Raw genomic sequence first — 13,726 nt, forward strand, 5'->3', positions numbered from 1 at the left:
ATTGCTATTTCGTGACCACGTGTTTCTTGGTAGACAGTGGACGAATACGCTTACTGCAACTAACGTTCCGTGTAACGAAACGATAGCTAGCAAATAGCCTCGAATCTGAGCAGTGATCGAACGCGTTCCGACGCCGCGCCGCCACCGGCGGCGATGGATCGTGAACTATCCTTCGCTCGCGGCCAGTCCGCACGACAGAGAAGAGAGTCCAGTGGCGCAGGTCTACCGACGCGATGAATGACTGACGGTCACCGATCAACCGATTCCGACGAAAGACCAAGAACTGTGACGATTCATGAGTGAAAACGGACCCGACCTTGTCGTGGCCGGTGCCGGTGGCGGCCTGATTGCGGCTCTGCGCGCCGCGCAAGGCGGTCTCGACGTACTGGTGGTAGAGGCGAGCGAACACTTCCGGCGTGGCAACAACACGTCGATGTCGACGGCGATGGTGCCCGGCGCGGGTTCGCGTTGGCAGGTGGCTGCGGGCATCGACGACTCGGCCGAACGCTTTGTCGACGACATGGTCCACAAGACCAAGGGTGCGGTCGACGTGGCGCTGGCCCGTGCGCTCGCCGAAGTCAGTGCACCACTGGTGGAGTGGATGGCAGATGACCTCGAGCTGCCGCTCGACCTGGTCACCGACTTTCCGTACCCCGGTCACTCGGCACTGCGTTGCCACACCATCGAGGGCCGGCACGGAAGCGCCTTGATCGATCACCTCATCCGGCTGGTGTCCGCGCATCCGCGGATCGACCTGATGGTCCCGGCCAAGCTCACCGACGTCGCACTGGACGACTCCGGTGCGGTGTGTTCGGTGACTGTCACATCGCCCGATGGGGCAACCGAGGAGATCGAGACCACCGCTGTCTTGCTGGCCACCAACGGTTTCGGTGCCAACAGTGCGATGGTCTCGGAGCTGTTGCCCGAGATCGCAAATGCCGTCTATCACGGTAGTGAGTACTCGACCGGCGACGCGCTGGACATCGGAAGGCGGCTCGGCGCGGACACCGCCTTCCTGGACGGGTATCAGGGTCATGCGGCATTGTCCAAGAAGGCAACCACTCTCGTGGGCTGGGCGACGGTCATGCACGGGGGAGTGGTCCTCAATGTCGAGGGCAAGCGATTCGGCGATGAGACCACCGGCTATTCCGAATACGCCGCGATCCTTGCCGCACAGCCTGATTCGTCGGGCTGGATCGTCATCGACAAAGAGATCCATCAGCGGTGTCTGCTGTTCACCGACTTCCGGCAGACGGTGGACTCTGGTGCCCTGGTGTGGGCCGATTCGGCCGAGCAACTCGCCGAGGCGACCGGACTGCCGCAGGCACAGGTCGTCGACGAACTCGCCCGCGTTGCGGAGTACTCGAACGGCTCCGCCGCCGACCCCTTCGGGCGGTCGAACTTCGGACGTACGCTCGAAGCGCCCTATGCCGCAGTGGAAATTGTTCCCGCCCTGTTCCATACCCAGGGCGGCCTCAGGGTCGACCGTCGGGCACGGGTTCTCCACACCGAAGGCGAACCCATACCCGGCCTCTATGCCTCGGGCGGTGCGGCCATGGGAATCTCCGGCCACGGTGCATCCGGATACCTCGCCGGGAACGGTCTCCTACCCGCTTTGGGTTTGTCATACCTCGCTGCGAACTCGGTACTCGCCGCACTTTGAGAAACAGCCGAGAACATCTCTCGGCCGCATCACCATCCACCCAGTTGAAAGGAACCACCATGGCGAGTACATCGCTGCTGATCAAGAATGCACGGGTCGTTCAGACCGGACCGGAACATCCGGAAGAGGGCGAGTTCCTCGACATCCTGATCACCGACGGCAAGTTCTCGCGCATCGAGGCATCGATCCCCGTCGACCCGACGTATGAGGTCATCGACGCTGCCGGACGCATCGCTTTCCCCGGTGTCGTTGACGCGCATCAGCACTGGGGTATCTACAACCCGCTCGGCGACGACGCCGAGATCGAGTCACGGGCATCTGTGCAGGGTGGTGTCACCACTGCGCTGTCGTATATGCGTACCGGCCAGTACTACCTGAACAAGGGTGGCGCCTACGGTGACGTGTTCCCCGAGGTGCTCGAGCAGACCGAGGGCAAGCCCTTCGTCGACTACGCCTACCACCTGGCACCGATGTCGAAAGAGCACATCGCCGAGATCCCTTCGCTGATCGAAGATCACGGTGTCACCTCGTTCAAGATCTTCATGTTCTACGGTAGTCACGGACTGCATGGTCGCTCCACCGACCAGAGCGAATTCCTGATGATCCCGAAGGACGAGCGGTACGACATCGCACACTTCGAGTTCGTCATGCGTGGTATCCAGAAGGCGCGGGAGCAGTTGGCCGACAAGGCCGATCACATCTCGTTGTCTCTGCACTGCGAGACCGCCGAGATCATGAGCGCGTACACCAAGCTGGTCGAAGAAGAGGGCACGCTGACCGGTCTCGCCGCGTACAGCGCCTCGCGTCCGCAGCACTCCGAGGGTCTGGCCGTCACCATCGCCTCGTTCCTCGCCGACGAGACGCAGATGCCCAACATCAACCTGCTGCACCTGAGTTCGGCCAAGGCATTCGTCGCCGCGATGCGGATGGCAAAAGCATTCCCGCACGTCAACTTCCGGCGTGAGGTCACCATCGGACATCTTCTCGCCGATATCGACACCGCGTACGGCCTCGGCGGAAAGGTCAACCCGCCGCTGCGTCCCCGTGACGACGTCGAGGCACTGTGGGAGCACGTCATCGCCGGCAACGTCGACTGGGTTGTCAGTGATCACGCCTGCTGCAAGGACGAGAAGAAGTTCGCCGAAGACCGTGGCGACATCTTCTCCGCGAAGTCCGGATTCGGTGGCGCCGAGTACCTTCTGCCCGGACTGGTCAGCGAAGGCCGCAAGCGTGGGCTGAGCTGGCAGCGGATCGCCCGGCTCACCGCGACCAATCCGGCGGAGCGTTACGGACTCCCGGGCAAGGGTGCAATCGAAGTCGGCATGGACGCCGACCTCGCGCTCGTCGACCCCGATCACAACTGGACGGTTCGTCCGGAGGATTCGGAGTCCGCTCAGGAATACACCCCGTTCGAAGGCTTCGAGCTGGCTGCCAAGGTCACCGACACCTTCGTCCGCGGACAGCGGGTGCTGACCGACGGTGCGGTCTCCGGGACACCGGCCGGTCGCTACCTGCACCGCCCGTACAAATGAGTGATCCGGTGACCACCGGTTCCACGGAGGTCCCCAGCGGGCCGGTTGCGACCGGCCCGCTGGCCGGCATTCGAGTCCTCGATGTGTCGACCATCCTGGCCGGACCGTTGGCTGCCCAGATTCTGGGTGACTTCGGGGCGGATGTGATCAAGATCGAACATCCGACCCGTCCGGACGGCATGCGCGGCCATGGGCTGGAAAAGGACGGTCAACCGCTCTGGTGGAAGATGGTCTCGCGCAACAAGCGCACGTTGTCGCTGTATCTGGGCAGTGACGAAGGTGCAGCCATCTTCCGGCGTCTGGTTGCCGAGGCCGACGTGGTGATCGAGAACTTCCGGCCGGGTACGTTCGAGAAGTGGGGCCTGGGCTACGACGTCCTGTCCGAGATCAATCCGGGGCTGATCATGCTGCGCGTGACCGGCTTTGGTCAGACGGGGCCATACTCCGCTCGGCCTGCGTTCGGCACGCTGGTCGAATCGATGAGCGGCTTCGCGCACCTCACCGGTGCTGCCGATGGTCCGCCGACCCTGCCGGCTTTCGGACTGGCGGACTCGATCGCCGGTATCGCCGGTACCTCGGCGGTGTCGATGGCGCTGTTCAACCGGGAACGCACAGGCAAGGGCCAGGTCATCGACCTCGACCTGCTCAGTCCGATCATGACGGCCGTCGGTCCGGGCATCATCTATGCCGATCAACTCGGCATCGATCAGAAGCGTAGCGGGAACCGATCGAGCAACAATGCTCCACGGAACCTGTACCGCACCAGCGACGATCACTGGCTCGCCATCTCCACCAGTGCGAACTCGATCGCCGAACGTGTGCTGCGCCTGGTCGGGCATCCGGAGGTCATCGACGAACCGTGGTTCGCCACGGGCCGTCAGCGTGCCGCCCATGCAGATCTCCTCGACGGCTACGTCGGTTCGTGGATCGCTGAGCGAACCCGCGACGAGGTGATCGATGCGTTCGAGTCCGCAGGCGCCGCAGTGGCACCGGTGTACAAGCCGAGCGACCTGCTCAAGGATCCGCAGGTCCAGCACATCGGCATGACAACAACGGTGGATGATGCCGATCTGGGTCCCATGCGGATGCAGAACGTGATGTGGCGGATGAGCGAAACTCCGGGCAACATCCGGCACACTGGTCGCCCACACGGTTCGGACACCACCGAGATCCTGTCCGAAATCGGTTGTGATGCAGATGAAATAGCGACGTTGCGCGAACACCGGACGGTGTGATTTCCGGCGATCGTAGGTTCAGTGCATCGGTGGCCGACTCACATCCGGCCACCGATGCGCTGGTCGGCGCCATCCCGTGCGTCATGGCATTTGTGTTCGAAGTGTAGACGGCGTGTAGGTTTCGCGTACTCTCACGATCGTGAGCCAGGCCACCGCGATGTCGCTGTCGACGCGAGTCAGAATTCAGCGCACTGTCATGCAGATTGCCGGGCGTATCCCGCCGGCAGTGCTCGAGATGGCCGGTCGACGAAGTCTGGTGAACGCAGAGGGTGACCGGCTGGCCGTCGAGATGGCTGTGACAGGTTTCGTGGCTGCGCACCTGAAGTCCTTTGACATCGCAGGAAAATCGGTCAGCGAGGCTCGTGCGGACCTACGGGCCAACGCGGTTGCAATGGCCGAGAATCTTCCACCGATGGCCGTGGAGGAGGACCATTTGATCGACGGGCCCGGCGGCACGCTCCCGATCACTCGCTATCGGGCTCAAGCGGGATCGACGGGCGTCGTGGTCTTCTTCCACGGTGGTGGATGGGTGATCGGGGATCGTGTCAGTCACGACAACCTGGTGCGCAGGCTGGCCATCGCGTCCGGTGCCGACGTTCTGTCGGTGGACTACCGGCTTGCGCCCGAACATCGGTTTCCGGCCGCAGTCGACGATGCGGTCGCTGCGTGGCGGTACGCGGTGAATTCCGCTCCGCGCTGGGGTGTTTCGCCGTCACGGATTGCCCTCGCCGGGGACAGTGCCGGAGGAAATCTGAGTGCTGTTGTGGCACAGCAGGTTCGAGATGAGGGCGTGACACCGTGCCTTCAATTGCTTATCTACCCCGGCACCGACGCGACCACTCGACGCGCGTCGCGACAGGAGTTCGCGAACGGGATGTACCTGACCGACGAGCACATCGACTGGTTCCTCGACCAATACGTGCCCGATATCGCAATGCGCAGTGACCCTCGCGTGTCGCCGCTGCTGGCGCAAGACCTTTCGGGACTGGCGCCGGCATATGTCGTCATTGCCGGATTCGATCCACTTCGGGACGAGGGGATTGCGTACGCGCAGCGGCTCGCGGCGGCAGGCGTGCCCGTCACGTTGGATCGCGCAGGCAGCCTGATTCACGGATTCGCAAACATGACTCTGATCAGTGCGGATGCTCGTGCTGCGGTCGATCGGATGGGTGCAGTGTTGGCCGACGCGTTTCGTTGAGCACGGGTGCAACCGTCGGGGTCGGGTGGTACGAAATTCATCGAAATCGTGTTGTGGTATTGCGATACAAGCGATACCGGGCGGGATTGGCCCAAAGAGCGCTCGAATGTCTGTGACGCAAATGTGATTGAACTGTTATGGGCTCGATGAATTGTGGTCGATATATCCGATATGGCCACCAAGGGTGCGCTATAGCGATTGTGTGTTCGTCGCGTAAGCGAACAATGCAAGCCTCCAGATGGCCACCGATAACCGGAAAGATTCCATTTTCAAGTTGATATTCCAACTGCTGCAGCCAATTTGATCAAACGGAAACCCGCGGAGACACTTTGCCACTAGCGTGGGTTAGGTAACGCTGCATGACCACCCGATCCACGGGGGACCTTATGGAACTGACGTCCGCCGCTTCACAGCAACTGCGAGGTGATTTGTCCCTCCTCCGCGTACGTGACCTCTTCGGCGAAGTCCACGACCAGATTGCGCATCTGCAAGGACCGAGTGTGCAAACCGATGAGCTCATCGAGGCACTGGCATCGGCTGCGGCCGTGGTGGTCGACAGTGCATGGCTCTACGACGAGTCCCGGTCGAGATTGGGGTGGATCGAGGCCATCAGTGATGTTCGAGCAGAGTTGCTCTCGGGTGCGGACTTCGACGTGGTTGTGGAAATGATCGCCCGAAAGGCAAGGGAACTCACGAGCGGAGATGTCGCATTCATCGCCAGACCGCGGGATCCGGAACAACCCCGTGAACTCGTCTGCGACCTCGTCGTGACCGTGGCCGAAGGTGAGTGCGTTTCGCAATCTGTCGGTCGCACCATCCATATCGCAGGATCACCAGCCGGCACGGTGTTCTCCGAGCTGACGCCGCACTTGTGCGACGTATCGGATGTCGAGATCTCGGGCCTCACCATGAGCACCGAAGGTCCGGCGTTGGTTGTCCCGTTGAGTGGCGGGGACACAATCCACGGCGTATTGGTCGTTGCCCGCCGGGGCGGGCAGAGTCCGTTCAGCCAAGACATGCTGACACTGGCTACGGATTTCGCAGATCAAACGGCGTCGGCACTGTCGGTGGCGGCGACGAACCGGCGTACCCACGAACTCGAGGTGTTCGCAGACCGCGACCGAATTGCACGCGACCTGCACGACCACGTCATCCAGCGCGTTTTCGCCGCGGGAATGAACTTGCAGGGGACCGTACAGCGAACTCGATCTCCGGATGTCCGACGGCGGCTCACCGGGACCATCGATGATCTGCAGGACGTGGTGCAGGAGATACGCGCGACCATCTTCGACCTGCAGGATGCGGGGCCGCAGACCCCGCAGCTGCGCCAGCGAATACACGAGGTCATCGACAAGCAGGCAGGGGATACCAGCGTCAAAACCTACCTGCGGCTATGCGGGCCCCTGTCCGTGGTCAGGCCAGAGTTGAGTGACCACGTGGTCGCGGTCGTCAGGGAAGCGGTGAGCAACGGAGTCCGTCACGCTGCAGCCGAAACGATCACCGTGACCATTTCGGTCGGCAACGATCTCACTGTCGAGGTCATCGATGACGGGATCGGCATGCCGACCGAGGTGGTTCCCAGCGGTCTGGGCAATCTGCGCTCCCGTGCGCGAGAACTCGGTGGGGACCTGACGTTGGCCTCGCCGGACACTGGGACCGGTCTGGTGTTGTCGTGGTTTGTGCCGATGTGACGGGGACCTCTCGTCAACCGCCTCGTCGGTTCACTTGGTCTCGACGGTGATCTGCTTACCCTGTGACTTGGCTTCTGACAGCGGTACGGTCACGGTGAGAATGCCCTTGTCGTAGTCAGCTGTGACCTTGTCCTCGACAAAACCGTTCGGCAGCGGCATCGATCGGATGAACGAGCCGTAGGCGAACTCGGATCGGGTATCGGACTTCTCCTCAACGGTCCGCTCTGCTTTGAGCGTCAACATGCCGTCCCGGACTGTGACCTCGACGTCCTTCTTCGGATCGATGCCCGGCAGTTCGGCACGCACGACATATTTGTCGTCGCTCAACTCGTCTTCGATTCGGATCAGATTCGAACTCGGTCGCATCGACCCCAGTGCAGGAAACGCGGCAAAGAAATCTGCCACATCGGGGATTAGCGATTGGATCGGATGGCGCGTCGCAAGCTTGTTCGTCGCGGCCTTGTTTGTCGCAGGCTTGTTCATCGGGGGACCTCTCAGTCGGTTACGGTCTACCTCTATTTCACCGGAGTTCGACATGTCCGCGGGAGGGCAGAAAGACCTTGCTGTGGCGGCCGAACGAAAGGGCCGACAACCCTTATCGACCGGAGTTCTTGGGCTGCCTGTCCAGCTTGGCGGCATAAACTGCCGCCTGTGTGCGGCGTTCCATTCCGAGTTTCGCCAACAGCCGGGAGACGTAGTTCTTCACGGTCTTTTCCGACAGGTGCATCCGGGCGGCGATCTGGCGATTCGTCAAACTCTCGCCGAGCAACGCGAGAAGCGTCTGCTCCTGCTCCGTGAGTGCGTCAAGGGGACCGGTCGCCCCTTGCGTGCGGAGTTGATCCATGAGCGCCGCGGCCGCGGTGTTGTCCAGAAGCGACTTGCCTGCCCCGACATCTTTGATCGCTTTGGCCAGGTCCATCCCGGCGATGTTCTTGACGACATACCCGCTGGCTCCGGCGAGAATGGCATCGAGCATGGCCTGGTCTTCGGTGAACGACGTCAGCATCAGACAGCGGAGATCGTCGAGTTTCGTGCGTAACTCCCGGCACAGTTCGATGCCGCTGCCATCTGGCAGTCGAACGTCGAGAACGGCCACATCGGGTTTCAATGCCGGAATCCGGGCGAGCGCCTGAGCGTAGGTGCCGGCTTCCCCGATCACCGCCAGATCGGGGTCTGAGCCGATGATCTCGATCAACCCTCGGCGCACCACCTCGTGGTCGTCGACCAAGAACACCGAGGTCACAGCTGCACTCCCCATATGGCGTGCTCCTCAAATGGTGATGACGGACCCAGTTAGGCTCCCTCAATTGTAGGCGCCGGAAATGGTCCGTCGACCGGCTTGAGCAGTCGGGTCAGGGACGCGCGATGAGCACGGGGCAAGACGCGGTGTTCAACAGGACACGGCTGGTCGACCCGAGAACGCGGGCGATGAAGTTGCCGCGTCCTCGCGAGCCCACGACCAGCAGGGAGGCGTCGGTTGACGCATCCCGCAGTGCAGCGACCGGCTCGCTGTCGAGAACCAACTGGGAGACCTCGAGGTCTGGGTACTGTTCACGGTATCCGGCAAGCGATTCGGCAAGTACAGCCTCTTCGGCCGTACGGGCGTCGTCCCACGACAGTCCCGCGTGATCGGCCCTGAACGCCGGGTGCAGTCTCGTGAAGTTCCACGCATGGATGGCCACGAGTCGACCGTTTCGTAACGCTGCCTCTTCGTACGCCAGACGCACAGCCAGTTCGCTGGATCTCGATCCGTCCACCCCGACGACAACGGTGTCCGGCATCGTGTCCCGCGCCGGACCAGGATATTCGCGCATCACCACGACGGGGCACGCCGCGTGGGAAGTCAACGCCTCGGCGACTCTCCCGAGCAGGCCGGGGACTCGGCGGGTCTGTCCTTCAGCGCCGATGACAAGGAGGTCCGCGCTCCCCGACATGCGCTGCAGGCCCAATCGGGGTTCGCACAAGAGACGTTTTGTTTCGATGACGATGTCCGCACCGGCGTCGGTGACCTCAGATGCTGCCAACGACCTCGCCTCGGCCAGGTCCTTGTCGGCGCGGTCGTTGAGGAGATCGAAGTACGCGTCAGGTATCGGATAGTCGCTGAGGGTGATCAGGTCGTCGTCGACACAGCAGAGGAGTAGCAGTCGGGTCGATCTGATCGCAGCTTCGCGAGCGGCCCACCGCACTGCGCCGTAAGACGCTGCCGAGCCGTCTACGCCCACGACAATCGGTTTGCTCTCCATGTTCGCTCCTGACATCGAGCACAGGCGATACCGTAACCACGGTCCCATCTTTCGGTCCGGTTCGGTAGTGCCACAGTGCATGGCAACCAATGCCGAATGGCACTTGGACCGATCGGCGATGAGAATGATGGTCGACCAACCCGCAACCGGGTCACTTGGGTCGGGTGAAGGTCCGTGAGTGGGTCCGCACACCCGCTGGAGCGGATCTCAGCAGGATGCGGCCGGACGCGCGTGCGCTCCATCAAGGGATCGCATTATCCCGGATATATGTGCACCCCAAGAGATTTCAGTTCCTGCTTTGGCGGGCCGTGCGGTCGGTGGATGTCCACGACGCTTCGAGGTCCAGGCCGGTTTGATGCATGGAACCCGGTCTGCGTTGTTGACGAAGGTCAACGTGCACGACCCTCTCCCAGTGACCCTTGGCATTTGTTCGATGACTTTGTGCCCGCGCGGTCAAGAGGCCACGCGTGATGCACTGGGATTCGTGGCATCATCGGCGGTTGCCGCCCTCTGTTAGAGACCACGAACTTCGGACAGAAGGGGTCAGCGCAGCAATGGACATGATGAAGGCCGCGGTCGTGCAGAGTTTCACCGATCCACTTGTCGTCGAGGAAGCTCCGATCCCGTCGCCCGGCCCGTTCGAAGCCCTGGTCGAGGTCTACTACTCCGGTGTGTGCCACACGGATCTGCATGCGGCGCGGGGGGATTGGCCGATCAAGCCGCAAGTCCCATTTGTTCCGGGCCACGAAGGTGTTGGAAAGGTCATCGCGACAGGTGACAGCGTGACACGACTTGCCATCGGAGACACGGTTGGCAACGCCTGGTTGTGGAGTGCCTGCGGCGAATGCGAATACTGCGAGACAGGCTGGGAAACACTGTGTCCCAACCAGATCAATGGCGGATACAGCGTGGACGGATCGTTCGCAACCCATATGCTCGTCGACTCCCGGTACGCCCCGATCATTCCGGACAACGTCGACCTGAAAGCCGTGGGACCCATCCTGTGTGCCGGCGTCACCGTCTACAAGGGTCTCAAGGTCACCGATACCAAGCCCGGAGACTGGGTGTTGATCTCGGGCATCGGCGGACTCGGGCATATCGCTGTTCAGTACGCGTGCGCCATGGGGCGGCGAGTGATCGCGGTCGATGTCGATGACTCCAAACTCGACCTGGCCAAAAAACATGGTGCTGAGATCGGCGTCAATGCGGCGAAGGTCTCCGATCCGGCGGCGGTCATCATCGAGGCCACCGATGGCGGCGTGCACGGCGCATTGGTCACCGCGGTCAACGCCCATGCCTTTCCTCAGGCTGTGGCGGGTCTTCGTCGCGGCGGCACCGTGTCCCTGGTCGGTTTGCCGCCGGAAGCGTTTCCGCTCGACATCTTCACCACAGTGCTCTTCGGTCTCACCGTGCGAGGGTCGATCGTCGGTACTCGAAAGGATATGGCGGAAGCGCTCGACTTCTTCGCACGGGGACTGATCGAACCCACATACACGGTGCGCGAGTTACCTGAAATAAACGACATCTTCACTGCCATGACCGACGGCGATATCGATGGACGAATTGTTCTCGATCTCACCTGAACCGCGTTGGCGCGGCACTGTCGTCGAATGGTGAGGCTGCCGGCGAACCGGAGAGAGAAAGGTACGGCTGATGACCAACCCCTGGATGGACCAAAGTCCCTTCGACGATATGTTCAACCGGTTCTTCGGTACTGAACGACCCCGTCCGCAGGTTCAGCGCGTCGACTTGGGACGGCTGCTCAACGACGAGGCCAAACTGCTGGTGGCAACGGCTCGCGAAGCCGCAAAGCAGTGGAACAGTGGTGAGCTCACACCGGAACACCTGCTCTACGCCGCAGCGCAGGTCGAGACCTCACAGAACATCCTGCGAGAGTTGGGGGTTGATCCCGACGAGCTGGCCACGCAGATGTATGAGCGCATCACCGCGGCTCCCTCCGAGCCGCACAGCGGCGACCTCCCACTCAGTCCCGCCACAAAGCTCGCGCTCCGGACCGCTCAACAGCAGGCCTACCAGGCCGGTGCCAGCTACGTCGGGCCTGAGCACATTCTGCTGGGGATCGCGTCGAGTGCCGAGACACCTGCCGCACAGGCGTTGGCAGGCAATCTGAAAGCTGATGGAGTGCAGCCAAGTTCGAGTGCCGGTGGCAACAGTGAAACGCCCACGCTGGAGGAATACGGTCGCGACCTGACCGCCGAGGCGCGTGCGGGGAACATCGATCCGGTGGTGGGTCGTGCGGACGAGATCGAACAAACGGTGGAGATCCTTTCCCGGCGACGCAAGAACAACCCGGTCCTCATCGGCGATCCGGGTGTCGGCAAAACTGCGATTGTCGAAGGATTGGCGCAGCGAATCGTCAACGGCGACGTGCCATCCACTCTCGCGGACCGTCGGGTGATCGCCCTCGATATCGGCCAGGTCGTGGCGGGAAGCAAGTATCGGGGCGAGTTCGAAGAACGGCTGACCAAGATCCTCGATGAGATCCGGGCTCATTCGGATGAACTCGTCATCTTCATCGATGAGCTACACACCATCGTCGGTGCGGGCTCGAGCGGCGAAGGTTCAATGGACGCGGGCAATCTCCTCAAGCCGGCCTTGGCCCGTGGCGAACTCCACACCATCGGTGCCACCACCATTGACGAGTACCGCAAGTACATCGAAAAGGACGCCGCCCTCGAGCGTCGCTTTCAACCGATCCTGGTGTCGGAGCCGTCGGTCGATGACACCATCGAGATTCTTCGAGGCCTTGCCGACACCTACGAAGCTCACCACCAGGTCCACTACACCGACGAAGCGCTCATTGCTGCGGCCGAACTCTCCGACCGCTACATCACCGATCGGTTCATGCCAGACAAGGCAATCGATTTGATCGACCAGGCCGGGGCGCGTGTGCGGTTGCGTACCAAGACACCTGACACCGACGCCCGCGCGGTAGAAGAAGAATTGGCCCGTCTCGAACGCGAGAAGGACTCCGCCGTTGCGGCGGAAAACTACGACCGCGCTGCGGAATTGAAGGCCGAGATCGCGGCGCAGAAGGGCGCCGTCGATGAGTCCTCCGACGGACGCACCCAAGATGTCACCGTTGTGGACATCGCCGAAGTCGTCTCCCGGCAAACGGGCGTGCCTGTCGCCGAACTGACAACCGAGGAGCGCACAAAGCTCCTCGCGCTCGAGGGCGTGCTGCATTCCCGCGTCATCGGCCAGGACAAGGCGGTCACTGTTGTCGCCGAGGCGGTACGACGGGCCCGGGCGGGGCTCGCCGATCCCAGTCGCCCGATCGGTTCGTTCCTCTTCCTGGGGCCCACCGGCGTCGGCAAGACAGAACTCGCGAAAGCTCTGGCAGAGGCCGTGTTTGGTGATGAGGACCGGCTGATTCGGTTCGACATGAGCGAGTTCCAGGAAAAGCACACGGTCTCGCGTCTGGTCGGCGCACCTCCCGGCTACGTCGGATACGAAGAAGCCGGCCAGCTGACCGACAAGGTGCGAAGGCAGCCGTATTCGGTGATTCTCTTTGACGAGGTCGAGAAGGCGCACGCGGACGTCTTCAATGTGCTGCTGCAGCTACTCGATGATGGTCGCGTCACCGACGCACAGGGGCGCACAGTCGATTTCAAGAACACGATCGTGATCCTCACCAGCAACATGGGATCGGATCTGATCCTCAACACACCCGACGCCGACACGATCGCCGTGCAGTTGATGGAACGTCTGCATTCGCACTTCCGTCCGGAGTTCCTCAATCGCATCGATGAGATCGTGACCTTCACGCGCCTCGACGAGGAGCAGCTGCGCGCCATCGTAGAGCTGACACTCGACAGCACCCGCCGCCGACTTCGTGCACAGGACATCGAGCTTTCGGTCAGTACCGCAGCCCAGGACTGGTTGGCGCGCACCGGGTATCAGCCGGAGTTCGGTGCGCGACCACTGCGCCGGACGGTGCAGCGAGAACTCGACAATAAACTGTCGCGCTACCTGCTCGACGGTGCGCTCGTTCCGGGCGACACCGTCAACGTCGATGTAGCCGACGACACCCTGAAGATCACTTTCGATGCGGGCGATGCCGCAGAGGGTGACGAGAGCGCCGAGGTCAGTACCGAGAAGGAGTCGTCGAAACACTCGGTGTGACGACGCGGCCGCGCGGGG

10 protein-coding genes are annotated in these 13,726 nt (G+C 62.2%); 7 read left to right on the forward strand and 3 right to left on the reverse strand.

The window, feature by feature from the left end:
* The first annotated feature begins 295 nt into the window (after positions 1-295).
* The 5 genes from AC56PL_RS15900 to AC56PL_RS15920 all read left to right on the forward strand — a co-directional run bounded on the left by AC56PL_RS15900 (position 296) and on the right by AC56PL_RS15920 (position 7,319).
* On the forward strand, positions 296-1,663 hold the full coding sequence (locus tag AC56PL_RS15900; RefSeq protein WP_497154461.1) for an FAD-dependent oxidoreductase: 1,368 nt from the start codon (positions 296-298) through the stop codon (positions 1,661-1,663).
* 59 nt (positions 1,664-1,722) lie between these two features.
* Positions 1,723-3,195 (forward strand): amidohydrolase family protein, encoded by a 1,473-nt coding sequence (locus AC56PL_RS15905; RefSeq protein WP_495516330.1) that lies wholly within the window; start codon positions 1,723-1,725, stop codon positions 3,193-3,195.
* Complete coding sequence (locus tag AC56PL_RS15910; protein WP_497154462.1) at positions 3,192-4,430, forward strand: CaiB/BaiF CoA transferase family protein; 1,239 nt, start codon at positions 3,192-3,194, stop codon at positions 4,428-4,430. The genes AC56PL_RS15905 and AC56PL_RS15910 overlap by 4 nt, the downstream gene beginning before the upstream one ends.
* A gap of 139 nt (positions 4,431-4,569) precedes the next feature.
* Positions 4,570-5,628 carry an alpha/beta hydrolase gene (locus tag AC56PL_RS15915; protein WP_497154463.1) on the forward strand — a complete coding sequence of 353 codons (1,059 nt, stop codon included), beginning with the start codon at positions 4,570-4,572 and terminating at the stop codon, positions 5,626-5,628.
* A gap of 500 nt (positions 5,629-6,128) precedes the next feature.
* Positions 6,129-7,319 carry a GAF domain-containing sensor histidine kinase gene (locus tag AC56PL_RS15920; RefSeq protein ID WP_497154464.1) on the forward strand — a complete coding sequence of 397 codons (1,191 nt, stop codon included), beginning with the start codon at positions 6,129-6,131 and terminating at the stop codon, positions 7,317-7,319.
* Between the two features lie 30 nt (positions 7,320-7,349).
* Here the strand turns inward: AC56PL_RS15920 and AC56PL_RS15925 are convergent, their stop codons facing one another.
* The 3 genes from AC56PL_RS15925 to AC56PL_RS15935 form a co-directional block, all read right to left on the reverse strand.
* A complete protein-coding gene (locus AC56PL_RS15925) occupies positions 7,350-7,802 on the reverse strand; it encodes an Hsp20/alpha crystallin family protein (protein ID WP_497154465.1) in 453 nt (150 codons plus the stop codon).
* Positions 7,803-7,914: 112 nt separating this feature from the next.
* Positions 7,915-8,562: a response regulator gene (locus AC56PL_RS15930; RefSeq protein ID WP_495516896.1), complete on the reverse strand. Its 648-nt coding sequence runs from the start codon at positions 8,560-8,562 to the stop codon at positions 7,915-7,917.
* A gap of 109 nt (positions 8,563-8,671) precedes the next feature.
* Positions 8,672-9,562, reverse strand: coding sequence for a universal stress protein (locus AC56PL_RS15935; RefSeq protein WP_497154466.1), 891 nt, complete (start codon positions 9,560-9,562; stop codon positions 8,672-8,674).
* Between the two features lie 554 nt (positions 9,563-10,116).
* On the opposite strand from AC56PL_RS15935, the gene adhP reads away from it, so the two are divergent.
* Together adhP and AC56PL_RS15945 are read left to right on the forward strand one after the other, a co-directional pair.
* On the forward strand, positions 10,117-11,145 hold the full coding sequence (adhP, locus tag AC56PL_RS15940) for an alcohol dehydrogenase AdhP (protein WP_495516336.1): 1,029 nt from the start codon (positions 10,117-10,119) through the stop codon (positions 11,143-11,145).
* Between the two features lie 70 nt (positions 11,146-11,215).
* On the forward strand, positions 11,216-13,708 hold the full coding sequence (locus AC56PL_RS15945) for an ATP-dependent Clp protease ATP-binding subunit (protein ID WP_497154467.1): 2,493 nt from the start codon (positions 11,216-11,218) through the stop codon (positions 13,706-13,708).
* Positions 13,709-13,726: the final 18 nt, after the last annotated feature.

The sequence above is a fragment of the Williamsia sp. Y721 genome, from assembly GCF_059683565.1.

Excerpts from the sequence above, each read along its gene's own strand:
- AC56PL_RS15900 (WP_497154461.1), top strand. The coding sequence starts at position 296 with ATGAGTGAAAACGGACCCGACCTTGTCGTGGCCGGTGCCGGTGGCGGC.
- AC56PL_RS15905 (WP_495516330.1), top strand. The coding sequence starts at position 1,723 with ATGGCGAGTACATCGCTGCTGATCAAGAATGCACGGGTCGTTCAGACC.
- AC56PL_RS15910 (WP_497154462.1), top strand. The coding sequence starts at position 3,192 with ATGAGTGATCCGGTGACCACCGGTTCCACGGAGGTCCCCAGCGGGCCG.
- AC56PL_RS15925 (WP_497154465.1), bottom strand. The coding sequence starts at position 7,802 with ATGAACAAGCCTGCGACAAACAAGGCCGCGACGAACAAGCTTGCGACG.
- AC56PL_RS15935 (WP_497154466.1), bottom strand. The coding sequence starts at position 9,562 with ATGGAGAGCAAACCGATTGTCGTGGGCGTAGACGGCTCGGCAGCGTCT.
- adhP (WP_495516336.1), top strand. The coding sequence starts at position 10,117 with ATGGACATGATGAAGGCCGCGGTCGTGCAGAGTTTCACCGATCCACTT.
- AC56PL_RS15945 (WP_497154467.1), top strand. The coding sequence starts at position 11,216 with ATGACCAACCCCTGGATGGACCAAAGTCCCTTCGACGATATGTTCAAC.